This window comes from Sorangium sp. So ce296 (assembly GCF_051529605.1).
In the GTDB taxonomy this organism is placed as follows: Bacteria; Myxococcota_A; Polyangia; order Polyangiales; family Polyangiaceae; genus Sorangium; species Sorangium cellulosum_D.
In genome coordinates this window covers 6,611,993-6,635,330 of sequence record NZ_CP150325.1, presented here as the reverse complement: position 1 = coordinate 6,635,330, position 23,338 = coordinate 6,611,993, and the positions used below count along the sequence as shown (strand labels likewise).

The window sequence follows — 23,338 nt, the reverse complement described above, 5'->3', positions numbered from 1 at the left end:
GCGATGCGTGCAGGTTTCGTGAAGAACGGCGCCTGGCCGTGGGGGGCGACGGCGCGCCGGGAACGGGCGGGGCAGCCCGCGATCCGGGCGAGCTCGCCGCGCTCAACGCACGCTTCTGAGCGGTCTCCCTCCCGCGCCTGTCGCGGGCGAGATCTTCTCCCAGCGCCCGCTCTCGGCGGAACGGAAGAGGGCGTCGATGACGCGCATGTTGCCGACCGCGACCTCGATCGAATTCTCGACGGGCCCCCCGGCGCGGACGGCGCGCGAGAACGCCTCGCTCTGCAGGTGGTACTGGTCGACGGTGGGAAACGAGATGACCTTGGCCGAGCTGCAGTTCAGCGTCGAGCCGTCATCGAGCCATACCTTGCACGGCTGGTCGCCGGGGGCGTTGAACGGGATCTCGAGCTCGATGCGGCCCTTGGTGCCGAACGCGTTCACGCGCTGGTAGGGCACCGCCTGCGTGCTGCACGTGAACGTCAGGTGCGCGCCGCCGTAGTCGAGCAGGCCCGAGGTCAAGCGGTCGGTGCCGAACTCTGGATCGTGGTCGACGAGCGCCATCGCCCGCACGGGCTCGCGCCCGAACAGGAAGCGCGACGTGTTCACCGCGTAGCAGCCGATGTCGTAGAGCGCGCCGCCCCCGACCGCCTTCTTGTTGCGGATATTTGCGGCGTCGCGGTTGTAGTACGAGAACGCCGCCTGGACGCTGACCAGCTCGCCAATCATGCCGCGGCGCACCCAGTCCCTCGCCTGCTGCCACTGCGGATGGTTGCGGATCATGAACGCTTCGGCGATCAGCTTGCCCGTCTCGCGCTGCACGTCGACAAGCGCCTCGGCGTCCTCGGCGCTGAGCGCGATCGGCTTCTCGCAGAGGACGTGCTTGCCGGCGCGGGCCGCGCGCGCCGTCCACTTCACGTGCAAGTGGTTGGGCAGCGGATTGTAGATGGCGTCGATCTCCGGATCGTCGAGCAGCTCGTCGTAGCTGCCGTACGCCCTCGGGATGCCGAGCGATCGCGCGGCGGCGGTCGCCTTGCCGATGTCGCGCGACGCCAGCGCCGCGAGCTGGGTGAGGGGCCCCCGCTTCATGGCGGGGAGGCTGACCGTCAGCGCGAAGTTGCTCGCCCCGAGGACGCCCCAGCGCACCGGGGTGAGTTGTTCGTCGGACTCTGGACCTTGGGCTGATGTGGACATGGGCACCTCACTGCTCGCCAGGCTAGTGGCGAGCGGCGCGTCTGTAAACGCAACGTCGTCGGGATCGGCCGGAGCTCTCCCGGGCCAGCGTTGGCCTGAGCCCCGGCGGGTACGGCCAGGGCTGCCAGGAGGTGGCGCGCCCGGCGCGAGCTGCGGAGAGGGGGAGCGCCGTGAAAGGCGCCTCAGAACGCGGCGTCGCGGAGCTTCGCCTTGTACTCCGCCTTGTACAGATCATGGCACGCCTTGCAGCTCGCCTTGGCGCCGTCGATGTCGCCCTTCTTGGCCTTCTCCGCGCCTTCCTTCGAGATGGCTACCCACTTGGGCATCCCGGGCGGCGGCTTCGACGCGACGTAATCCAGCGCCGACGCGATCTTCGCGCCGTCACCGCTCGTGGTCGCCGACTGCATCACCGTCTTCATCCAGCCCTGCATCGGACAGGCCTTCTGTCCTTTTGCACCACAACCGAAATCCTTCCCCTCGGCCACCGAAGCGGGGACGTCCGCCGCCCCGCCCGCGGCCCACGCGGCCCCCGCAAAGCCAATGCCGACGCTCATCAACATGGCACCCATCAGCTTCATGCTCATCGACATGCGACGTCTCCTGTCAGGTAAGGGCAAGCTCAGCCGCGAGATCGCGGCTCAGGACGCATATGTTAACGTTAACATGACGGGCGTCAATCCAAATCGACCGATGTACGCCGCCATCCTCGACGGGCGCGCAGCGGCGGCCGGCCGCCGCGACCGCGGGCGGGCGCCCTCCCCGCCTGACGCGGCGCTTCGGAGGAGCCCCGCTCGCCGCGCCCTCCCCGGGATCGAGGCGGCCCGCAGGCCGTTCGATTCGCGTTGACACCCCATATGTTATCGTTAACATGTGGACGAAGTGCGTGCTTTTGCTTCGCCACGGGCGGGCCGTCCTGCGCGCCGAGACCTCCGGGTCTAGGCACCGACTCCGTCGCTCGGTCGTCGTGGAAGCGATCGCCGCTCGACGGCGCTCGTCCTTTCACCAGCGGTAATCCAGAGAGACCACGACGAGCCTCGCTCGTTCGACGGCTGATGCGTAAGGAGATCTCCATATGAGGGCGCTTTGTTTCGCGGCGGCCGCCGTCGCCGTCATGATGTCCGGCTGTCAGGAAGGCGGCCCGAGCAGCGGCGCGGCCGCCTCCGGCACGCCCAGGCTGGCGGTCGCCGTCTATCAATTCGACAACACCTTCATGTCGTACATACGGCGGACCATCGAGGAGAGCGCCAAGGGCAAGGCGGAGCTGAACATCGTCGACAGCCAGAACCAGCAGCCCATCCAGAACGATCAGGTCGACCAGTTCCTCGTGCAGGGCTTCAAGGTCATGGCCATCAACCTGGTCGACCGGACCGCGGTGCCGATCATCATCGACAAGGCCAAGGCCAAGGACGTGCCGGTGGTCTTCTGGAACCGCGAGCCCCTCAAAGAAGACATGGCCAGGTGGGACAAGGCCTATTACGTCGGCGCCGAGGCCGAGCAGTCCGGCACGATGCAGGGCGAGATCGTCGTCGACTACTGGAAGGCCCACCCCGAGGCCGACCGGAACAAGGATGGAAAGATCCAGTACGTCATGCTGACCGGCGAGCCCGGGCACCAGGACGCCCCGATCCGCACGGAGTACTCCATCAAGGCCATCACCGGCGCCGGGCTCCAGGTGGAGAAGCTCGCGGAGGACACGGCCATGTGGGAGCGCGTCAAGGGGCAGGAGAAGATGGCCGCCTTCCTCGCCGCGCACAGCGACAAGATCGAGGTCGTCCTCGCCAACAACGACGACATGGCCCTCGGCGCGATCGAGGCGCTCAAGGCGGCCGGGTACTTCACCGGCGGCAAGTACATGCCGGTCGTCGGCGTCGACGCGACGCCGCCCGCCCTCGACGCGATCGCGAGCGGCACGCTCCTCGGCACCGTCCTCAACGACGCCAAGGGCCAGGGCAAGGCGATCTTCGACATCTCCCTCGCGCTCGCCACCGGCGCCGAGGTCAAGACCAGCGTCGCGCCGCTCGACGGCAGGTACGTCTGGGTCCCCTACCGGAAGGTCACGAAGGAGAACCACCAGCAGTACAAGTGAGGCCAGCGCGCTGGCGACGCGCGTCGGTCGGGGAGCGGCCGGCGCCGCCTCCCCCGGCCGAGAGCAACAGGAGATCGTCATGGCCGGCGCCGATTACGCCCTCGAGATGAGCGGCATCTCCAAGGTGTTCCCGGGGGTGAAGGCCCTGGACTCGGTGACCCTGCGGGTCCGTCCGGGCACCGTCCACGCCCTCATGGGGGAGAACGGCGCGGGCAAGTCCACGCTGATGAAGTGCCTGTTCGGCATGTACACGCCGGACGCCGGCACGATCGCGCTGGCCGGCAAGACCGTATCGCTGTCGTCGTCGCGCGCCGCGCTCGATCACGGCATCGCCATGATCCACCAGGAGCTGCAGCCGATCGCCTACCGGAGCGTCATGGAGAACCTCTGGCTGGGGCGCTTCCCGATCCGTCGGTTCGGGCCGCTCAAGCTGGTCGATCACAAGAAGATGCTGCGGGACACGCAGGCGCTCTTCCAGGAGCTCCGGATGGACATCGACCCGACCGCCTGGGCCGTGGACCTCCCGGTCTCGAAGCTCCAGTCGATGGAGATCGCCAAGGCGGTCTCCCGGCGCGCCAGGATCATCATCATGGATGAGCCGACCTCGTCGCTCACCGAGCACGAGGTGGAGCACCTCTTCGAGATCATCGGCAGGCTCCGGGGCGAGGGGGTGGCCATCATCTACATCTCGCACAAGATGGAGGAGATCCTCCGCATCTCCGATGAGGTCACCATCATGCGCGACGGGCGCCTCGTCGGGACCTATCCGTCGTCCGAGCTCACGACCGATCTCATCATCCAGCGCATGGTCGGCCGCGACATGACGCACCGGTTCCCGCCGCGCGAGAACGACCCCGGCGAGGTGGTGATGCGGGTCGAGGGGCTGACCTCGGCGGATCCGGGGTCCTTCGAGGACGTGAGCTTCGAGCTCCGGCGGGGCGAGATCCTCGGGGTGAGCGGCCTCGTGGGCGCCCAGCGCACCGAGGTGATGGAAGCGCTGTTCGGGCTGCGCTCCGTCGCGAAGGGTCGTGTCGTCGTCGACGGGAGAGAGGCGCAGCTCGGGAGCCCTATCAAGGCCATCGCGCGCGGGATGGCGCTCCTCACCGAGGAGCGCCGCTCGACGGGGATCTTCCCGATGCTCCACGTGGCCGACAACACGCTTTCGGCGAGCTGGAAGAGCTACGAGCGCAGGGCCGGCCTGCTCGATCTCGGCCGCGCCGAGGCGGACGTGCGGCGGCTCGTGGAGGCGCTGCGGGTCAAGACGCCGAGCACGCGCGCCTTCATCCAGGACCTGTCCGGCGGCAACCAGCAGAAGGTCATCCTGGCGCGCTGGCTCCTCACGAGCCCCGACATCCTCATCCTCGACGAGCCGACCCGGGGCGTCGACGTCGGCGCCAAATACGAGATCTACACGATCATCGCGGACCTCGCGAGGCGGGGGAAGAGCATCATCCTGATCTCCTCGGAGCTGCCCGAGGTGCTCGGCATGTCCGATCGCATCATGGTCATGTGCGAGGGGCGGGTCACGGGCATCCTGGAAGGCAAGAGCGCCACCCAGGAGGAGATCATGTCGCTGTCCACGCAGTTCCGCTGAGCCACCGGATCGATCGAAAGCAGAGGGACCACTCCATGGCAACCAGCAGCGCCGGCGGCGCCGCCCGCGATCGCATGAGGGCAGTTCGAGAGTTCGCCAGCCGGCAGGCGATCTCTCTGGTCCTCCTCCTCCTGGTCCTCGTGATCGGCGTCCTGCGGCCCAGCTTCCTGAGCGTGGCCAACCTCATCAACGTCCTCATCATCTCCTCCGTCCGGGTGATCATCGCCCTCGGCGAGGGAGGGGTCCTGATCACGCGCGGGACCGACCTGTCCGCCGGCCGCACGGTGGGGCTCGCCGCCTGCGTCGCCGCTTCGCTGCTGCAGCGGCCCGATTACGCGAGCCGGATGTACCCGCACCTCGCCAGCCAGCCGGTGCTCCTGTGCGTCGCCGCGGCCGTCAGCGTCGGCGCCACGGTCGGGCTCGTCAACGGGTCGATCGTGGCCTTCCTCAACGTGCCGCCCTTCATCGCCACGCTCGGCACGATGATCATGGCCTATGGCGCCGCGTCGCTCTACGTCGACCGCCCGCCGCTCGGCGCCCAGCCGATCGGCGGCCTGCGGGACGACTTCACCGCCATCGGCACCGGCGCGATCCGCTTCGGCGGCGACTGGGCGCTGCCGTATCTCGTCATCATCGCGGCGGTGATCACGTTCTTCATCTGGGTGCTCCTCAACCAGACCCGCCTCGGCAAGAACATCTATGCCATCGGCTCGAGCCGCGAAGCGGCGGTCGTCTCGGGGGTCGACGTCCCGAAGACGCTCCTGCTCGTGTACCTCCTCGCCGGCGCCCTCTACGGCCTGGCCGGGGCGCTCCTCGCGGCGAGGACCGGCGGCGCCACCAACAACTATGGCCTGATGTACGAGCTCGACGCCATCGCGGCCTGCGTCATCGGCGGCGTCTCGACGTCAGGCGGCGTCGGGACCGTCGGCGGCATCCTCACCGGAGTGCTCATCTTCGAGGTGCTCAACAACGGCCTCGTCATCCTCGGGGTGTCCCCTTACTGGCAGCAGATCATCAAGGGCATCATCATCGTGGCGGCCGTCTCCGTCGACATTCGCAAGTACCTGCGGAAGCGCTGAGCCTCCGTCGCCGGGAGCGCCGGGACGAGCCTGGGCGACGCGGCGCTGGCCCGAGAGGCCTCGGCCCCGTCGGGGAACGGCGGGCTCGCCGGGGAACGGCGGGCCCTCCGGCGCGGCCGGCGCCGCGAGATCGCCCGGGTTACGTCCGTTCCTCGCCAAGTTACGCCCCTCGGGTGGCGCCCGCGCGGCTCGAGGCGGGCGGCCCGGGAGACGGCATGCGCCGGGCGCGGTCCCGATGCGGCACCTCGAGCCAGGAGAGCGCACGATGAAGGTCGTCGAGCTGGGAAACACGGGCCAGAAAGTCAGCCAGCTGAGCCTGGGCTGCATGCTGATGGGCACGCTGACGAGCGAGGAGGAGTCGCGGCAGATGCTCGATCGCTACGTCGAGCGGGGCGGCAACTTCCTGGACACCGCCAATTGCTACGGCTGGTTCTTGCGACAGGGCAGCCACGGCGGCGAGAGCGAGGCGGTGCTGGGGCGCTGGCTCGCGCAGCGCGGCAACCGCGGGCAGGTGTTCCTCGCGACCAAGGGCGCGGCGATGGTGCGGACCCCCGACGCGCACTGGCGCGGCGGCGAGGTCGACTGGACGAGCGCGCGCCGCGACTTCGAGGGCGCCGGCCGCGAGACGCTCGAGCGCGCCCTGGAGGCGAGCCTGCGCCGGCTGCAGACGGACCACGTGGACCTGTACTACGTGCACGTCGACGATCGGGTGACCCCGCTCGACGAGACGCTCGAGGCGCTCGCCCAGCTGGTGAAGGCGGGCAAGGCGCGGTTCATCGGCTGGTCGAACGTGCGCACCTGGCGCCTCGAGCGCATCCGCCAGCGCTGCGCGGCCGAGGGCTGGCCCGCGCCGGTGGCGCTGCAGCAGCAGCACAGCTACCTCCGCCGGCGCCAGGGCCTCGAGCACACGTCGATCGTGGACGACGAGCAGCTCGACTACCTGCGCGAGCACCCGGACCTGACGCTGGTCGCGTACTCGCCCATCCTGAAGGGGATCTACGACAGCGCCGAGAAGCGGCAGGGCCACTGGGCCATGCAGCCCTACCTCGGCAGCGACAGCGACGCGCGCCTCGAGGCCGTCGCCGCGATCGCGCGGCGGCTCGAGGTGCTGCCGCACCAGCTGGTGCTCGCGTGGCTGATGCACCAGCGCGCCCCCCGCGTCGTCCCGCTCGTGGGGCCGCGGACGCTCGAGCAGCTCGAGCAGAACCTGCGCGCCGTGAACCTGGAGCTCTCGCCCGAGCTCTGCGCGGAGCTCGACCGTGCTAGCGGCTGAGCGGCGAGGCGCTCAGGTCGGGGGGGTGTAGACGCAGTGCACGCCGGTGCGCAGCGCCGCCTCGAGCTCGTCGGCGATGGCGGGGCTCGCGGCGCGGATGCGGCGCAGCGCGAGCGTCAGGCGGCGGCGGACGTTGACGCGCGCGCGCTCGACCGCCGAGGCGCCGCGCCGCGCGCGGCCGCCGAGGCCGAGGCCGCGCGAGAGCTCCCGGGTCACCGCCTCGAGCTCCGCGGCGAGCCGCTCGCGGCGGCCGAGGTCGTTGAAGGCCGCGGCCTCCTCGATCTCGGCGCGCAGCTCGCGCACCCGCGCCTGGTACTCGGCGAGGGCCCGCGCGTCGTGGATCTCGCCCGCGTCGCCGGGATCGACGCCCGCGGGGCTGCCCGAGAGCTCGAGCACGTGGAGCTCTCGGCCGGGCTCGTCCACGAGCTGCGCCAGCATGCGCATGCCGCGGCTGTCCTGCACGCGGCACAGGGCGCCCGCGGCGCTGACGGTCCAGTACTCGCCCTCCCGGACGAGCCGCAGCGGCTCGGCGCGCCCGGGTCGAGGGCGGGCCGGCGCCGCCGCAGGGTCGGCCGGCGCCGCCGCAGGGTCGGCCGGCGCCGGCGAAGGGTCGGCCGGCGCGGGCGGCGCGGGCGGCGCGGCCGGCGCGCCCTCGAGCCCGGCGAGCGCCCGGCGGCAGCGCTCCTCGAGCGCGCTCAGGCCGACCTCGCCCGCGAGGGCCGCGGCCCGCTCGAGCCGCTCCCGGGCGCTCGCCGCGAGCGCGTCGCGCTCGCTGGCCCCCGCCGTGCGCCGGCGCGCGAGCGCGACGCGGGCGTGATCGTGGTGGACGCGCGCCGCGAGGGGCCGCGCGCCCAGCCGCTCGGCGGCGGCGAGGGCCGCGCGGGCGTGCCGCTCGGCGTCGTCCCAGCGCGACAGCGCGGCGCTCAGGTTGAGCAGGGCGAGATCGACCAGCCCGTGCAGGGAGAACGCGGTCGTGGTCAGCACGAACGCCGTGCCGGCGGACGGGGCGAGCTCGTCGTAGAGCGCCCGCGCCCAGGGCGCGTCCCCCAGCGCGCACGCGATCTCGACGGCCAGCTCCGGCATGTGGATGTACCCGGCGACGGTCGGATCGTCCGGCCCGGGGCCGCCGCGCGGGGGCTCGGGACGCCGCAGGAAGCCCGCGTAGCCGCGCGCGCACAGCGCGTCGAGCGCCGCGCGCGCGGGCCCCTCCTGGCCGCGCCAGCTCGCGAGCAGCGCCGTGAACAGGGGCACGGCGGCGCTGTCGGGCGCCCGGCTCGAGAGCTCGCCCAGGAAGCGCTCGAGGCGCTCGGGGTCGTAGCGCCCGAGCGCCCGCGCGAGCGGCCGGGAGGGGACGAGCCTCGCGCCTTCCGCGGCGCCCTGATCGCGGATCCGGCGCGCCTCGTCCTCCCAGCGCAGGGCGCGCTCGAGGTCCCCCTGCCACTCGGCGCGCATCGACCGGAACATGGCGGGCACCCAGCCGTAGCGCGGCTGGCCGAGCTCGCGCGCGAGCGCCTCGCAGCGGCCGAGCGCGCCCTCGAAGCCGCCCGCGTCGAGCAGCTCGGCGCGATCGAAGGCGAGGCGCTGCGCCGCGAGCAGCGCGCGCGGGCCGTCGCCGAGCGAGACCGCGAGCTCGAGCGCCTCGGCGTTCAGGCCGGCGCGCTCCCCGGGCGGCGCGAAGTCCATCAGGGCGCCGAGCGCGGCGTGGATGACCGAGAGCGAGAGCCCCGGATCGTCGAAGCGCCGCGCCATGGCGATGGCGCTCCGGGCGAGGTCCATCGGCCCTCGCGGGTCGAGCTCGGGCTGGCGCGCGCTGGCGAGCCGCGCGCTGACCCGGGCCGCGAGCGGGCTGTCGCCCGGCGGCAAGAGCGAGAGCGCCTCGGCGAGCAGGCGCGCGACCTCGCGATCGGCGGCGCCGGCGCGGCTCTCCGCGCCGAGCGCGAGCGCGGCCCGCGCGAGCAGCGCGCCGTCCCCGCGGGCCCGCGCGAGCGCGACGGCCCTTTCGCACGCGGCCTCGGCGCTCGCTCGCTGCTCGGCGCGCGCCAGCGCCTCGACGTGCGCGACGAGCAGCTCCCCCTGCCGCGCCGGATCGACGGGCGAGGCGAGGGCCTCGGCCGCGAGCGCCCGCTCGTAGAGCGCGGCGGCGTCCGCGAACGCGAGGCGCGCCATGGCGAGGCGCGCGGCGCGCTCGGCGGCGCGCGCGGCCCGCGGCGCCGACGCGACGCCCGCCTCGAGCCAGTGGCGCGCGATCTCGTGGAGGGGCGCGGACGGGTCGCCCTCGTGGCGGGCCTCCAGGGCCTCGGCGGCGCGCTGGTGGAGGAGCGCTCGCCGCGCCGGGGGCAGCTCCTGCACCAGCGTCTCGGCCACGAGGGCGTGCGAGAAGCGGTAACGGCCCGGGCTCACCGGCGCGAGCACGCCGAGGGCGCACGCCTCGTGCGCCGCGGCCTCGAGCTCCGCGGCGGGCCGCTCGAGCAGGGCCGCCACGAGGGGCAGCCCGAACTCGCGCCCGACCAGCGCCGCGGCGCGCAGCGCCTCGCGGTGGCCCGCCTCGAGGGCGGCGAGGCGCTCGCCGACGAGCGCGCGCAGCGTGCCCGGCAGGTCGGCGGAGGAGCGCCGCGCGGCGGGCGCGGGCAGCCGCAGGAGCTCGCTCACGAAGAGCGGGTTGCCGTCGCTGGCCGCGTGGATCCGGCGCGCCGCGCCCGGGTCGTCGTCGCCCGTGGTCTGCTGGATCCAGACCCTCACGTCGCCCTCGGACAGGCGCTCGAGCCCGAGGTGCTCGCAGAGCCGCGCGAGCCGCGAGAGGCGCCGCTCGATCTCCGGCCGGCGGCCGTCGACCTCCGGCCGGCGGCCGTCGACGTCGCGCCGGCTGCCGAAGAGCGCGACGCGCTCGGCGCGCAGGCCCCGCGCGACGAACTCCATGAGCTCGAGCGACGAGGGGTCGACGGCGTGGAGATCGTCGAAGAAGAGCGCGATCGGCTCCTCGCGCGCGTGCGCCGCGAGGTGGCAGGCGACCGCGTCGTAGAGCTGGAACACGTCCGCGCCGCGCGCGGGCTCCCCGGGCGCGAGCTCGAGCAAGAGCCCGCGCAGCCGGCCGGCGAACGCCGCGGGCGCCCGCGGCCGCCCGAGCAGCGCGCGCAGGATCTCGAGCCAGGGCCAGAAGCTCGGCGCCTGGCCGAGCTCCCAACCGCGCCCCCACGCGACCGCGAAGCCGCGCGCCCGCGCGCGCTCGGCGAGCTCCTCGAGCAGGCGCGTCTTGCCGATGCCGGCCTCGCCGGCCACGAGGGCGCTCGATCCGCGGCCGGCGAGCGCCGCGCCGAGCAGGTCGTCGAGCAGGTTCAGCTCTCGGTCGCGACCCACCCAGGCTGCCGGACGCAGGACCACGCGCCCACCTTACCACCGGGCGGGCGCGCGCCGGCCCGGCATCGGGCGCGGGCGACCCAGGGGAACGCCTGCCAGCGCCGGGCGCGCGCCGGCCTTCGCCGGCGGTGCCGGCGCGCGCACCCGAGCTGGGAGCGGTCTCAAGACGCGCGGCGGGACTCCCCGCTACGCTCAGATGCAGATGTCTTCGTACAGGCTAATGCACGCATCGATGAACTGCTCCCAGCTACAGCCGCCGTTATCGTGGCAGGTCCCCGTCCCGGTACGCGGATCGACGCAGTAGTCGAGCCACACCCAACAGTATGCGGCGGAATCTGAGGTCTCGCCGACCGACTGCGCTTCTGCGGCAGGACCAGAGGAGGGCCCGCTCCAGCTGCCGAGCGGGTTCTCTGCGGCCTCGCTCGGGTCCAGGCGGACGATCTCCGGCTCCGCAGGCTCTTCGGAGCCCACGCACCCGGTGATGCCCACAGCAGCAATGATGCCAAAGGCCGCGAACGCTCGTCGCATCTTCATGACATAGCTCCTGTATCGCAGGCCGTCGTCCAGGGCGCGGAATGCGCGCGTCGCGCCTGCGACGCCGCGAACATAGAAGAGCCTCGTTCAACGTGCAAGACGAAGCATTGATAAGATTTGGTTAAGGCAGAGCGCGACATGAAGCCACGAGCGGTCACACGGCAGACTCAGCCTGAGGCGTCGCAGGCCGCATAGCGGCAACAGGCTCATCAATACATCGATGGACCGTCGATAGATATCATTGACTTCTCGCGAGGATAGCAGAACGCATAAGAACGTTCGTTGCCGGAGAGGGGGCGTGGCGGTCTGCCCTGGACACGACATCGGCGCGATCGACGGCTCGCGATCGGTTTGCATTTCTTCACATGGCGGGTGAATTGCGTCCGGTCACGTCCGGCGGCCCTGCGCTCTCCGGAAGGAGGGAGGTCCGCTGGCGCAGGCGTCTCGCACGAGCCGCGCGCGGGCGCCGGGCGGCTCGACGAGATCTCACGCCTCAACGCGGGGCGGGCTCGGGCAACTCGGTCTCAGTATTCGCGGCAGTCGCCCGGCGCCACGAGCGCGCCGAAGCTGTAGGGCCGCGCCTGCTTGACCAGCAGCCGCCGCTCCGGGCCGATCAGCTTCCACTCGATCTGCATCGCGTAGAGCCGGTTCTCCCCCTCCGGGTCCACCAGCGGCCGGTAATGGTCGTGGATCGACCCGAGCACGCAGCCGAGCCGCTGGACCTCCGGGAACGACAGCACGTCGCGCCCGCGCGTCAGGCTCGAGCGAGCGTGGTACTCCGCCTTGATCGTGCGCGGCGGCGGCGTGTACACGATCTCGTCGCTGGTGACGCCGGGCGCGGGGTTGGTGACCGACGCCTCCCCGATCTGCGCGTTGATGTAATACTGGCTGTCGCGGGTGGCGTCGAGCGCGTTGCGGCTGATGGCCACGCCCTGCGCGCGCTCCGATTGCCAGGCCTGGTGCACGAGCACGGCCATCGCCGCGCGCGCCTGCTCGACGTGCCCGAACTCGCGCTCGTCGTAGGCTCGCGTGTTCCAGAGGCTCGACCACACCGTCCGCAGCGCGTCCTCGATGGAGCTCGACTCCGCCTCCAGATCGCTGCTCGTCGACGTGTGCAGCCCCGCGCCGTTGAAGGTCGCCAGATCCTCGGTGTTGCTGCTGCTGCGCAGCCGCACGCGGTCGCCGCCGAAGCGCCGCTTGATTGCGGCCTCGACCTCGCTCAAGAGCGCGGGATCCACCGGGTGCTCCAGCATCCGCGCGCGCACCTCGGCCAGCCCCTCGGCGTGCGCGCGCGGGTCCGCGCGGAACTCGGGGTCCTGCTCGAGCTCGGCCAGGAGCTCCGCCGCGCCGCTCGCCTCGAAATGATCCATGTAATGCGAGAACGGGATCGCGAACGCCGCGGGCGGCACGTACAGCGGAATCAGGTCGGGCGGGCAATACGCCCCCACGCCGCTCACGCGGTACAGCTCGGCCATGCCCGCCGCCTTGGACCCGATGCTGTCGCTCATCGCGTAATTCGCGGCGTCGAGCGACACGACGCCGCGCACGGAGACGTCGAGCGCCGGCGAGAGCCGCTCGCCCTTCGGCTTGCGCGCCTCCCAGTAGGCGTCGGCCTCCTGCGCGGTCGCCTCGCGGAGGTCGAAGTCCGTCGCGCGCACCTCGAGCCGCACCAGCTTGCCGAACAGGCCCTTCAGGCGCTCGTCCTCCCGCGCGCGGCGCAGGGCCATGTTCGGCGTCCCCCGGCCGCGCGCCAGCACGTTCACGTGCGAGAGCGGCGTCTGGAACGCCTCGGTGATGAGGCCGCCCATGAACGCCGTCTCGTTCGGCACGTCGTCCGTCACCACGATCACGTTCGGGCCGAGCTCCGCCGTCTCCAGCTCGCGCCCCGGGACGAACGTCAGCGTGCCGAACCCCTCGGCCGGGTTGAGCGGCTGGTAGGTGAGCCCCCGGTACGGCGCGTTCGGCCCGACCAGCGGCGCGGTCCCCTCGATCGCGCGCGCCTCGGCGATCTGCCGCGCCTCGGTGGGCCGGATCGACCACGCCTCCGGGTCGGGCACCGCCTTCATCGCCGCGAAGAACGCGCGCCGCATCTGCGCGCCGACGATCTTGTCGCCGGGGGCGAACTCGACGGTCTTGGCGCCGTTCGTGTGCTGCACCAGCGTGCCGAGGAGGAAGCGACGCCCCTCGACGCGGAAGTACTCGGACTGGCTGAACAGCCCCCAGCCGGTGTTGAACTCCGCGGCTTGCGCGGGATCACAGCGATCGAGGTGCGGCTCCCGCTGGATCTGCTCGCGGATGAAGGTGTAGTGGAGCGCCCACTTCTCCGTGCTCAGGAGGTGCACGGTGTCGTTCGCGGCCATGTCGACAACGAACTTCACGCCGGCCTCGCCGACCTCGGTGCCACCTTTGGACAGCGCGTCGAAATCGCCGGCGGTCTCGAGCCGGCGCGCGCGCCCGCTCGCGAGCGGGCGGCTGGACAGCTCGGCGCAGCCCTCGTTCGCCGCGCCGGGGCTCGCCGCCTCGCAGAAGCGCGGCGCGCCGGTGGCGTCGGGCACGCGGGCCAGCGACGCCCCCTCGGGCCACGCCATGAAGTCGATCCGATCGCTCGGCTCCGGCCGGCCGGCCTGCCACAGCGTCACCACGCCCTCGAAGTCCGGCGAAGCCTCGATCTCGGCGGTGTCGGCCGCGCTCACCGGGACGCTCACGCGCTCCCCGGGCGCGAGCGTGGCGGACGGCGTCGGCCACGCGAGCGGCGCGCCCGCGCCGTCGCCGGGCAGCGCCTGCCCCGGGGCGAGCGCCGACAGGCGCAGCGCGAAGCCGTCGAGCGCCACGGCCTCGTCGCTCGCGTTCAGCACCTCGACGAACCCCGCGGGCCGCAGCGACAGCTCCGAGATGACGAGCGGCCCGGCGATGGCCGGGAACGGCTCGGGCCACGGGTAAGGCGCGAAGTTGACGTTGTCGCCGAGGCTCGGCGGCTCCGGCGGATCGCAGCTCTCGCCGTTCTCGCGCTCGGGCGTGGCGTAGCGGCAGATCGACGGCTCGCCCGTCCCGTCGGGCAAGCGCGCGTAGCTCTCGGAGCGCGGCAGCTCCGGCACGTCCATCGCGTCGGCGAGCGCGCACGACGGCGCCCAGAGCAGCACGCGCGCGCCCGAGCTCGAGAGCTTGAACGGCAGGTGCCGCGGGCCCTGCTCGGGCGCGTCGTCGGCCCAGAAGAGCGCCGTCTCGCCCGGCCCCAGCGTCTGCTGCGGCAACCGCGTCGCCTCGCCGAGCTTCTCCCCCAGGGCGTATTCCCCGAGATCGAGCGCGCGATCGCCGATGTTCACGAGCTCGATGAAATCGTCGGTCTCGCCGATCTCATCGACCCACGCGCCGTCGTTGCCGGTCATCACCTCGTTGATGCGCAGATCGCCGCTCGGCGCGGGCGCGCCGCCCGCCGGAAGCACGAAGTCGCAGCTCGTCGACGTCTGCTCCGGCGGCGGAGCGGGCGTCTCGCCCGAACAACCGACGAAGGTGGCCAACGTCAACAGGCCCGCCCCCGCGCGCGCACGAAGCGCGCGACGCGGGCGGCGATCGTGGGATGAGCTCGCCGTCATACCCGCCCCGCCAGCATGCCGTATGCCACGCCGGCGGGCGCCTGGCAGGGCGAAGAAAACCATAGATTTCATACACTTATACGCTTGGCACAGCGTCCCGTGCGCCGCGTTGTGCCAGGGCCCGCGCCGCCAGGGCCAGGGCCCGCGCGCAGGGCGAGCCGCCCCGGAGGTCTGCACGGGAAAAACGCGGGAGGTGCCTGATTGGCCGAGGTCTCGATCGATCAGGGGCGCATCCGTCCCGGGGGCGCTTTCAGCAGGCCTGCTTCGCGGCCTGTCCTGGACCCGTCGATGGCCAGGGTGCTCTCGCCGGCAACCTGGCAAGTACTTGCTTGTTGCCGGCAAATCGTTGCCGGCGCGCGCAGGCCCGCGAGCGCTCGGGGGCCGTCCCGAGCGCCGCAAACGCTGCTTTCGCCGCGGCTCTCCTTGCTCGCGCGCGTGGCACGAGCACTGCAATGAAGCGTCTCAGGGTCATCGCAGCGGGCATCGAGGCCCGGCAAAGGACCCAACCTCGACGCCGCTGAGTCACAGCCTCGCGGAAGCGCTCCTCATCGGTCGACGCATCCGACGATGCCACATGCCCGATGAGGCGAGTCATCTCATGCGCTTGCAATCCGCGAAACGCGGTGATGTCAGCGACGGCGGCAACTCACGAACACAGACAGGAGCTCGACATGAATATCACGCTTCAGCAAAAGGTTACTCTCGATGACACGGCGCTCGGCGGGACGACGCTCGGCGGCGCCTCGCCCTTGCTCGTCGCGTGGACGGGGACGGACCAGGAGCACCACGTCAACGTGGCTCAGAGCAAGGACGGCCGTTCCATCAGCGGCAAGGTGACCCTGCCTGAGACGTCCATCGGGCAGCCGGCCGTCGCGTCGGGGGGCGCGGCGCTTTACGTGGCGTGGACCGGCACCGACGACCCGCACCACCTGAACGTCATCGCTTCGTCCGACGGCGGGCGGACCTTCCCGCCCGCGACCAAGGTCACGCTCGGAGAGACAAGCAACGCCGCGCCGGCCCTCGCCTACGGCAACGGCACGCTCTACCTCGCCTGGACGGGGACGGACGGCCGCTTGAACGTCGTCTCCTCGACGAACGGCCGCCAGTTCTCCGACAAGGTGACCCTCGGCGAGACCAGCGGCGCCGCGCCCTCGCTGGCGTTCATGAACGGCACGATCTACCTCGGCTGGAGCGGCACGGACGCGAACCGGAGCCTCAACATCCTGCAATCGAAGGACGGCCGCAGCTTCGGCAACAAGGTGACGCTCGGGGAGTCGAGCGATCTCGCCCCGGTCTTCGCGCCTGCCAGCGATAACGTCACCTACATGGCATGGACCGGGCGCGACGCGCAGCGACACCTCAACATGATGGCGTCGCGCGACGGTGGCCGGACGTGGGGAAGCAAGGCGACCTTCGAGGATACCAGCGCGGCGGTGCCGTCGCTCGCGTGGCTCGGGGACAAGCTGATGATCGGCTGGACCGGGACCGATCCGAAGCACCACCTCAACGTCGCGCACATCGTCGTGTACCTGTGAGCCGCAGGCGGCGTCCGGCGGCCCGCCCCCTCCTCGACGCGCTCGTGATCGAGCAGGGCAGCTACCGCGAGGACTTCTCGCATCCTTCCGCCCCCGAGCGGTGAGCGAGCAGCAGCCCCCTCGGCAGGCAGCGTCAAGCCGCCGGCGACGCCGCCGCCGAGCCCGCCGCGTTCGCGAACGCGATCCCGCTCTGCAGATCGCGTCGGACCACGACGCCGCCGAGCTCGATGTCGAGGCCGACGATGGCCCGGGACACCTCGGGTCGGATGCCCGTCAGGACGACCTGCGCCCCGAGCAGCCGGACCGCCCGCGCCACCTGCAGGAGGCCGGCGGCCGAGGCCGTGTCGATGTGCGGCACACCCGTGACATCGATGATCGCCACCCGCGCCTGCCGCTCGACCACCTTGCCCAGCAGGTTCTCCATGATCTGCTGCGCCCGCGCCGCGTCCAGCACGCCCACGAGCGGCAGCACGAGGACGCCCTGGCTGATGGGCACGATGGGCGTCGACAGCTCCTGGAGCGTCTTCGCCTGCATCCGGAGCGTATCCTCGAGCCGCTTTCGCTCGGTGACCACCTCCGTGAACAGCATGATCCCGCCGATCTCGCCGCTCGTCGTGTGCCACGGGAAGATCTTCCAGTGCACCCAGTCGACGTGCCCGTCGCTCCGCGGGAAGGCCTCCCCATCATTGCCTTCCGAGGCCCCCACGAGACACCGCCGGTGGACCGCCCTCCAGTGCTCGGGGATGTCGGGGAAGAGCTCATAATGGCTCCGGCCGATGATCTCTCGCTCTTTCAAGCCGTAATCCGCCAACCATCGGCTGCTGGCCAGGATGTAGCGCATGTCCCGATCGAACATGGCCACCGCGGCCGGGGTGTAGGTAACGAAGAGGCGCACATGCTCCTCGCTCCGGCGCAGCGCCTCCCGGATGTGATCCCGCTCCTCCTCGACCTGCTCCAGCTCCCGGACGCGCTGCCTCAGCTGCTGGTTCTCCGCGACGATACCGCTGCAATCCGCCTCAAATGCCATCCGTTCCCCCGGTCCTATTCCGCCCTGTATATCAAAGAAGCACGTCGCAGGGCGATCGGAGCGGCGCAGCGCGTGCGCTGCCGAGGAGGGCGGCGGCGGCCGGCGCTCGACGCGCATCGGACCGCCGCGACCCGGGCGCGCGCTCCGCGAGGGGGCGCGCGCCGCGAGCGCGCCCAGGTCCGGCTGCGCGATCGTCGCCGCCGGCGCGCGGAGAGGAAACCGATGGCGAGCTCGGTTGTGGTGAGGGCGAGATGGCGGAGCTCGTGGTCGGCTCATGGTGCGTCGCGGCGGACGGGTCCCTCGCGCGGAGGCTCCCATGAACCTCGCCGCGCGATCTCAGCTCGGCCCACAGGCCCGGACCGAAGAGATGCTCTCCCATCCGGGCGACGACGAGCGGGACGACCCGACCGAGCGCGTCGGTCCGGCGCCGCCGCCGGGTACCCCGGCCACGGCGCGGACCTCGGGCGCGGCGGCGCTGGAGCTCGAGGCGCTGTACCGCCGCCACCATCGCCTGGTGTACCGCCTCGCCCTCCGTTACGGCCACGGCAACGTGGCCTGGGCAGAGGACGTGACGCAGGACGTGTTCCTCGACCTGATGAAGGCGCTCGCGACGCTGAGCGATCGAGACAACCTCGAAGGATGGCTGTACCGGGCGACCTCGAATCGATGTCTGAACCGACTGCGGCGGGACCGGTTCCTCGCCCTCCCGCCCATCCGCTGGCTGCTCGGGCAGGACCAGGCCGATCCGCGCCCGGCGCTGGAAGACGTGACCATCGCGCGCGACGATCTTCGCCGGGCGTTCGAGGCGCTGGGCAAGCTGCCTCCCAAGGAGCAAGTCGCGTTCTCGATGTTCTATCTCGACGGCAAGGAGCAGGAGGAGATCGGGAGCGTCCTCGGCCACTCCAAAGGGTACGTGTGCAAGCTGATTCAGAGGGCGGTCGCGCGGCTCCGCGACGCCGGATGGGAGGTGAAGCCATGACGCGAGACCGTGACCTGCTCGCGTTGCTGCGCGAGGTGGACGAGCGGCTCGCGGCGGCGACGCCGCCGCCCCTACGAAAGGCGCGCGCCCTCGCGCGGCTGCGCGGGGGGCGCCCTTCGCTCGTCGGGCGCGTGGGACGCCCGCTCGTGCTCGCGGTCGCCGCCGGCGCGGCCGCGGTCGTCTTCGGCGCCACCGTCCAGCGCCCCGCGCCCCCCGAGGTCTCCACGCGCAGCCCCGCCGATCCGGCGGTCGGCATCACCGGCGATCGCCCTGACGGAGACGGCGGGCTCCCCGAGCGCACGCCCGCCGACAACCACGAGGCGGCGCCGCCCCGGATCCACGCCCCGCTCCTCCGAGGCCCGTCCCGCCCGATCGCCCCGTCGCCGAGGACCTCGCCCCCTCCGCCGCACAGCTCCGCGGCGCCGCCGGACCTGCGCGAGGCGCCTTCGGGGCGGCGCCGCAGCGAGCTCCCCGTCGACCGCGTCCCGCCCCCGCCGCCACGCGCGCGTACCCAGCCGCCGGCCGTCGCGCTCCCGTCGAGCCGGGGATGGGTCGACGCGCCGGAGAGAGGTCTGTCCCCGCACGCGTCGCGCGGACAGCCCCCCTCGTGGCACCGCAGCTCCGGCGGCGCAGCCGCCCCTGCGGAGGCGGCCGGACAAGACGGGGAGCACGGCGACGAGAGCAGCGCCGCGGGCCCGGACGAATCTGCAGCAGCGGAGCCGAAGCCCCCGCACGAGGAAACGAGCTGCCGGACGGCGGAGGCCTTGTGGCGCGAGGCCGAGGCGAGCTGCGGCGCGCAGGGCCTCGCCCTCGGCGAGGTCAGGCTGCTCGATCCGTGCGGAGCCGGCGGCTATGGCCGTATCGAGCACACGTGCGCCCACGGCGAGCCGACCGAGTGCTGGCGCGGCGAGCTGGGGGACGGGCTCGCGTGCGTTCACGGCGTCGAGCTGAAGGATCAGGCCTACATCACGTGCAGGAACCAGGGCGCGGACCTCACCATGTTCGATTACGAGAGGGACAGCCCTGGCTGCACCGGCGTCACGACGGCCAGGGCCTTCTACGAGTGCTGCCCGGCCGCGGAGCCCCTGCCCTCGCCCGCGTGCTGGACGAGCAAGATCGATCACGGCGACGCGTGCCAGCCCCTGCAGACGCTCGATGAAGAGGCCAGCGCCCTGTGCGCGGAGACCGGCCAGCAGCTCTTCCACATCGGGTACGGCACAGGCGTGCTGCTCTGCCCCGAGGCCTGGGTCACCAGCGCGCTCTTCACCTGCTGCCCCTGAGCCGCGGTCGCAAGATGGCCTGACGGAGGAAACCGGCAGCCCGGCCGCGGTTGATAGAGCGCGGAACGACGAAGAGAGCGCGGCGACCGGAGCTCCGGCGGCGCGCGCGTCGACGCTGCCCGGCCAGAGCCGGGCTTGACGGAGGATACCATGCGTTCTTTCTGCACGATGGGTCTCTTGTTCACCCTATCGATTCCCAGCCTCCTCGCCGGCACAGGCTGCATCAGCCCCGAGCTTCCGGCCCCTGACAGCGATACGGTCTCGGCGGGCGTGGAGAGCGCCGACGCCGATCACGGATCGAGCTGCGATGACGACAAGCTGCCGCCTCCCCCGCCGTCCGGCAGCTCCGCGCCGGCGCCGCTTCCGCCTCCCCCTCCTCCGCCGGAGACGTGCTGGGGCGGCGAGCTGGGGGACGGGCTCACGTGCGTTTACGGCGTCGAGCTGAAGGATCAGGCCTACATCACGTGCAGGAACCAGGGCGCGGACCTCGCCATGTTCGACTACGAGAGGGACAGCCCTGGCTGCACCGGCGTCACGACGGCCAGGGCCTTCTACGAGTGCTGCCCGGCGGCGGAGCCCCTGCCCTCGCCCGCGTGCTGGACGAGCAAGATCGACCACGGCGACGTGTGCCAGCCCGCGCAGACGCTCGATGAAGAGGCCACCACCCTGTGCGCGGAGACCGGCCAGCAGCTCTTCCACATCGGCTACGGCACAGGCGTGCTGCTCTGCCCCGAGGCCTGGGTCACCAGCGCGCTCTTCACCTGCTGTCCCTGAGCCGCGGTCGCGTCCCTCCCCCTCGGCGCTCCGCGCGATGAAGCCTCACCGATGACGGGGGTCGCGCAGGCGAGGGAGCACGGCGGCCGCGCTCGCGATCCCGGCCGCCGTCCCGCGTGTCGCGCTCCGCTTCGCTGCTATCCTCGGCCGGGCCGCCGCGCCGTCGCGGCGCCCGAGGCCGCATGACCCTCTACGATCCGACACGGCACGTCACGCTGCCGCCCGAGCCCTGGGACCCCGGGCGGGCGCGGGCGTGGCTCGAGCGATGGGCCGCGGACGCGCTGGCCGCCCGGGGCCGGCACGGCTGGCCGGTGCATCCGCGCGACGCCGAGGGCGCCCCGGGCCCGGGGGCGCCCCGCCCGTACCAAGGCCTGTACCTCGGCGCGTGCGGCGTCTGGCTCGCCCTCGCCCGCGCGGCGGTGGCGGGCTTCTGCAGGTTGCCGATGAGCCTGCCGGAGATCTTCGACGAGGTGCTCGAGGAGTACCTCCGCTCGCCCGACGACGGCCAGCGCGTGCCGTCGTGGTTCCTCGGCGAGAGCGCCCTGCTGACGGTGTGCTGTCTGGCCCGACCGGACGCGCGCAAGGCCGATCGCCTGGCCGAGATCGTCCGCGACAACCGCGACAACCCCGCGCGCGAGGCGCTGTGGGGCGCGCCCGGGACGATGCTCGCGGCGCTGTTCCTGCACGAGGCGACCGGGGACGAGCGCTGGGCAGCGCTGATCCGCGACAGCGCGGCGGCGCTGTGGGAGAGCTGGACGCACGACGAGGCCCTCGGCGTCTGGCTGTGGGAGCAGGACCTGTACGGCCGCCGGGTCCGCTATCTCGGGGCCGCGCACGGGTGGGCCGGCAACCTCTACGCGCTCTGGCGCGCCCATGCCCTGCTGAGCCCGGAGCAGCGATCGCAGCTGCGCGCGCGGACGCTCGAGGGGCTCGGCCGCCTGGCGACGATCGACGGCGAGCTCGCCAACTGGCCCGCGCACGCGGGGCCGCCGTCGAAGCCGCTCTTGCAGTGGTGCCACGGCGCGCCCGGGATCATCACGTCGCTGCGCCACGCGGCGCTGCCCGAGGCGCTGCCGCTGCTCCTGAAGGGCGCGCGGTCGATCGTGGCCGCCGGGCCGCTGGCGAAGGGCGTGGCCCTGTGCCACGGCACCGACGGCAACGGCGCCGCCCTGCTCGAGATCTACCGGCGCACGCAGGACGCCTCCTGGCTCGATCGCGCCCGCGCGTTCGCCACGTGGGCCATCGCGCAGTCGGAGGCCGAGCACCACCGGGTCGGCCAGTGGCGCTACAGCCTGTTGACCGGCGACGCCGGGCTCGCCTGCTATGTGCTCGACTGCCTCGACGGGCGCAGCCGCGGCATGCCGGGGATCGACAGCCTGTGGTGAGCGCCTCGCGCCCGGCGCGCCCACGCTCGCCCGGCGCGCCCGGACGGCGGCTCTCCAAGCGCGGCGCGGAGCCCGTCCGCCTGTCCGTGCACCACGCCGCCGCGCCGCCGCGCGCAGGATCTGCCAGACCTCCCCTCTCGGCGGTACACCCGCCCCACCGGCGCTGTAGAGTCGGCCCCGGAGATCACCGCCGTCCTCAACCCTGGAGAGGTCCATGCTGACGAAGCTCGACGAGAGTGAAGCCGTCGCGTCCTGCGAGCGCTGCTGGGAGCAGGAGATCGTCCCCGCGCTGCACGACTACATCCGCATCCCCAACAAGTCGCCGGCCTTCGACCCCGCCTGGCGCGAGAACGGCCACATGGACAAGGCGGCGTCGCTCCTCGCCGCCTGGTGCAAGGCGCAGCCGATCCCCGGGCTCACGGTGGAGGTCGTGCGCCTCGAGAACCGCACGCCGGTCATCCTGATGGAGGTGCCGGGCAGGGGCGACGACACGGTGCTCCTCTACGGCCACCTCGACAAGCAGCCCGAGATGACGGGCTGGCGGCAGGGGCTCGGCCCCTGGGAGCCGGTGCGCGAGGGCGACCGGCTCTACGGCCGCGGCGGCGCGGACGACGGCTACTCCGGCTTCGCGTCGCTCGCCGCGCTGCGCCTCCTGCACGAGCAGCGGGTCCCGCACGCGCGCTGCGTGGTGCTCATCGAGGGCTGCGAGGAGAGCGGCAGCCCGGACCTGCCGGCCTACATCGACGCGCTCGCGGACCGCATCGGCAAGCCGAGCCTCGTCGTGTGCCTCGACTCGGGCTGCGGCAACTACGACCAGCTCTGGACCACGACGTCGCTCCGCGGGCTCCTCCAGGGCACGCTCGAGGTGAGCATCCTGCGCGACGGCATCCACTCGGGCGTGGGCAGCGGCGTCGTGCCCTCGAGCTTCCGGATCCTGCGGCAGCTCCTGTCGCGCATCGAGGACGAGCGGACCGGGCGCGTCCTCGTGGACGCGCTGCACGTCGAGATCCCGAGGGAGCGCGTCGAGCAGGCGCGGGCCGCGGCCGAGGTCCTGGGCGCGACGGTCGTGAGCGAGCTGCCGTGGGTGCAGGGCGCGCGCCCGGTGACCGGCGAGGTGGCCGAGCTCCTCCTGAACCGCACCTGGCGCCCCGCGCTCTCCGTGACCGGCGCCGACGGCCTCCCGCCCATCGCCAGCGCGGGCAACGTGCTGCGCCCGTTCACGCGGGCGAAGCTCTCGATGCGCATCCCGCCGCGCGTCGACCCGAAGAAGGCGGCGGCGGCCCTGCAGCAGACGCTGGAGCAGGACCCGCCGTACGGCGCCGAGGTCCGGTTCCGCGTGAGCGAGCCGTCGCCCGGCTGGGACGCGCCGGCGACGGCGCCCTGGCTGGAGGCGGCGGTGCGCAAGGCGTCGCAGGCGTTCTTCGGCCGGCCGGCGATGGGGATCGGCGAGGGCGGGACGATCCCCTTCATGGCGATGCTGGGGGAGAAGTTCCCCGAGGCGCAGTTCCTCATCACCGGCGTGCTCGGGCCGCAATCGAACGCGCACGGACCGAACGAGTTCCTGCACCTCGGCATGGGGAAGAAGCTGACCTGCTGCGTGGCGAGCGTGATCGCCGACCACGCCGCGCGGCCGCGCTGAGCGGCCCGCGGCGGGCTC

Annotated in this window: 16 protein-coding genes; 10 read left to right on the top strand and 6 right to left on the bottom strand. The window is 72.5% G+C overall.

Features of this window, described 5'->3' with window-relative positions:
• Positions 1-102 precede the first annotated feature (102 nt).
• Both WME98_RS24640 and WME98_RS24635 read right to left on the bottom strand, forming a co-directional pair.
• A complete protein-coding gene (locus WME98_RS24640; RefSeq protein WP_437953489.1) occupies positions 103-1,188 on the bottom strand; it encodes a Gfo/Idh/MocA family protein in 1,086 nt (361 codons plus the stop codon).
• Between the two features lie 182 nt (positions 1,189-1,370).
• The gene (locus WME98_RS24635) at positions 1,371-1,778 is read right to left on the bottom strand and encodes a hypothetical protein (RefSeq protein ID WP_437953488.1); all 408 of its coding nucleotides are present in this window, start codon (positions 1,776-1,778) and stop codon (positions 1,371-1,373) included.
• Between the two features lie 482 nt (positions 1,779-2,260).
• Here WME98_RS24635 and WME98_RS24630 point away from each other — a divergent pair, with 482 nt between their 5' ends.
• The 4 genes from WME98_RS24630 (at position 2,261) to WME98_RS24615 (ending at position 7,220) form a co-directional block, all read left to right on the top strand.
• Positions 2,261-3,274, top strand: coding sequence for a galactose ABC transporter substrate-binding protein (locus tag WME98_RS24630; protein WP_437953487.1), 1,014 nt, complete (start codon positions 2,261-2,263; stop codon positions 3,272-3,274).
• A gap of 79 nt (positions 3,275-3,353) precedes the next feature.
• Positions 3,354-4,868 carry a sugar ABC transporter ATP-binding protein gene (locus WME98_RS24625; RefSeq protein ID WP_437953486.1) on the top strand — a complete coding sequence of 505 codons (1,515 nt, stop codon included), beginning with the start codon at positions 3,354-3,356 and terminating at the stop codon, positions 4,866-4,868.
• A gap of 35 nt (positions 4,869-4,903) precedes the next feature.
• Complete coding sequence (mglC, locus tag WME98_RS24620) at positions 4,904-5,947, top strand: galactose/methyl galactoside ABC transporter permease MglC (protein WP_437335386.1); 1,044 nt, start codon at positions 4,904-4,906, stop codon at positions 5,945-5,947.
• A 265-nt stretch (positions 5,948-6,212) separates the two neighbouring features.
• A complete protein-coding gene (locus tag WME98_RS24615; protein ID WP_437953485.1) occupies positions 6,213-7,220 on the top strand; it encodes an aldo/keto reductase in 1,008 nt (335 codons plus the stop codon).
• A gap of 12 nt (positions 7,221-7,232) precedes the next feature.
• Here the strand turns inward: WME98_RS24615 and WME98_RS24610 are convergent, their stop codons facing one another.
• The 3 genes from WME98_RS24610 to WME98_RS24600 form a co-directional block, all read right to left on the bottom strand.
• Positions 7,233-10,598: an ATP-binding protein gene (locus WME98_RS24610; RefSeq protein WP_437953484.1), complete on the bottom strand. Its 3,366-nt coding sequence runs from the start codon at positions 10,596-10,598 to the stop codon at positions 7,233-7,235.
• 168 nt (positions 10,599-10,766) lie between these two features.
• Positions 10,767-11,108, bottom strand: coding sequence for a hypothetical protein (locus tag WME98_RS24605; protein ID WP_437335383.1), 342 nt, complete (start codon positions 11,106-11,108; stop codon positions 10,767-10,769).
• 524 nt (positions 11,109-11,632) lie between these two features.
• Complete coding sequence (locus WME98_RS24600; RefSeq protein WP_437953483.1) at positions 11,633-14,632, bottom strand: PEP/pyruvate-binding domain-containing protein; 3,000 nt, start codon at positions 14,630-14,632, stop codon at positions 11,633-11,635.
• 740 nt (positions 14,633-15,372) lie between these two features.
• Between WME98_RS24600 and WME98_RS24595 the strand changes: the two genes are divergently transcribed.
• Positions 15,373-16,236, top strand: a complete 864-nt coding sequence (locus tag WME98_RS24595; RefSeq protein ID WP_437953482.1) for a sialidase family protein — start codon at positions 15,373-15,375, stop codon at positions 16,234-16,236.
• A gap of 133 nt (positions 16,237-16,369) precedes the next feature.
• On the opposite strand, the gene WME98_RS24590 is transcribed toward WME98_RS24595, so the two are convergent.
• Positions 16,370-17,263 (bottom strand): STAS domain-containing protein, encoded by an 894-nt coding sequence (locus tag WME98_RS24590; protein WP_437953481.1) that lies wholly within the window; start codon positions 17,261-17,263, stop codon positions 16,370-16,372.
• A 316-nt stretch (positions 17,264-17,579) separates the two neighbouring features.
• On the opposite strand from WME98_RS24590, the gene WME98_RS24585 reads away from it, so the two are divergent.
• From WME98_RS24585 to WME98_RS24565, 5 genes are all read left to right on the top strand, one after another.
• Complete coding sequence (locus tag WME98_RS24585) at positions 17,580-18,242, top strand: RNA polymerase sigma factor (RefSeq protein WP_437953480.1); 663 nt, start codon at positions 17,580-17,582, stop codon at positions 18,240-18,242.
• Positions 18,239-19,522, top strand: coding sequence for a hypothetical protein (locus tag WME98_RS24580; protein ID WP_437953479.1), 1,284 nt, complete (start codon positions 18,239-18,241; stop codon positions 19,520-19,522). Before WME98_RS24585 ends, WME98_RS24580 begins: the two co-directional genes overlap by 4 nt.
• Before the next feature lie 150 nt (positions 19,523-19,672).
• A complete protein-coding gene (locus WME98_RS24575) occupies positions 19,673-20,296 on the top strand; it encodes a hypothetical protein (RefSeq protein WP_437953478.1) in 624 nt (207 codons plus the stop codon).
• Positions 20,297-20,478: 182 nt separating this feature from the next.
• Complete coding sequence (locus WME98_RS24570; protein WP_437953477.1) at positions 20,479-21,681, top strand: lanthionine synthetase C family protein; 1,203 nt, start codon at positions 20,479-20,481, stop codon at positions 21,679-21,681.
• A gap of 214 nt (positions 21,682-21,895) precedes the next feature.
• Positions 21,896-23,320 carry a M20 family metallopeptidase gene (locus WME98_RS24565; protein ID WP_437953476.1) on the top strand — a complete coding sequence of 475 codons (1,425 nt, stop codon included), beginning with the start codon at positions 21,896-21,898 and terminating at the stop codon, positions 23,318-23,320.
• Positions 23,321-23,338 lie beyond the last annotated feature (18 nt).

Bases quoted from the DNA above. Each gene is read 5' to 3' on its own strand.
- WME98_RS24640 (WP_437953489.1), bottom strand. From the start codon at position 1,188: ATGTCCACATCAGCCCAAGGTCCAGAGTCCGACGAACAACTCACCCCG.
- WME98_RS24635 (WP_437953488.1), bottom strand. From the start codon at position 1,778: ATGTCGATGAGCATGAAGCTGATGGGTGCCATGTTGATGAGCGTCGGC.
- WME98_RS24630 (WP_437953487.1), top strand. From the start codon at position 2,261: ATGAGGGCGCTTTGTTTCGCGGCGGCCGCCGTCGCCGTCATGATGTCC.
- WME98_RS24625 (WP_437953486.1), top strand. From the start codon at position 3,354: ATGGCCGGCGCCGATTACGCCCTCGAGATGAGCGGCATCTCCAAGGTG.
- mglC (WP_437335386.1), top strand. From the start codon at position 4,904: ATGGCAACCAGCAGCGCCGGCGGCGCCGCCCGCGATCGCATGAGGGCA.
- WME98_RS24615 (WP_437953485.1), top strand. From the start codon at position 6,213: ATGAAGGTCGTCGAGCTGGGAAACACGGGCCAGAAAGTCAGCCAGCTG.
- WME98_RS24605 (WP_437335383.1), bottom strand. From the start codon at position 11,108: ATGAAGATGCGACGAGCGTTCGCGGCCTTTGGCATCATTGCTGCTGTG.
- WME98_RS24595 (WP_437953482.1), top strand. From the start codon at position 15,373: ATGAATATCACGCTTCAGCAAAAGGTTACTCTCGATGACACGGCGCTC.
- WME98_RS24590 (WP_437953481.1), bottom strand. From the start codon at position 17,263: ATGGCATTTGAGGCGGATTGCAGCGGTATCGTCGCGGAGAACCAGCAG.
- WME98_RS24585 (WP_437953480.1), top strand. From the start codon at position 17,580: ATGAACCTCGCCGCGCGATCTCAGCTCGGCCCACAGGCCCGGACCGAA.
- WME98_RS24580 (WP_437953479.1), top strand. From the start codon at position 18,239: ATGACGCGAGACCGTGACCTGCTCGCGTTGCTGCGCGAGGTGGACGAG.
- WME98_RS24575 (WP_437953478.1), top strand. From the start codon at position 19,673: ATGCGTTCTTTCTGCACGATGGGTCTCTTGTTCACCCTATCGATTCCC.
- WME98_RS24570 (WP_437953477.1), top strand. From the start codon at position 20,479: ATGACCCTCTACGATCCGACACGGCACGTCACGCTGCCGCCCGAGCCC.
- WME98_RS24565 (WP_437953476.1), top strand. From the start codon at position 21,896: ATGCTGACGAAGCTCGACGAGAGTGAAGCCGTCGCGTCCTGCGAGCGC.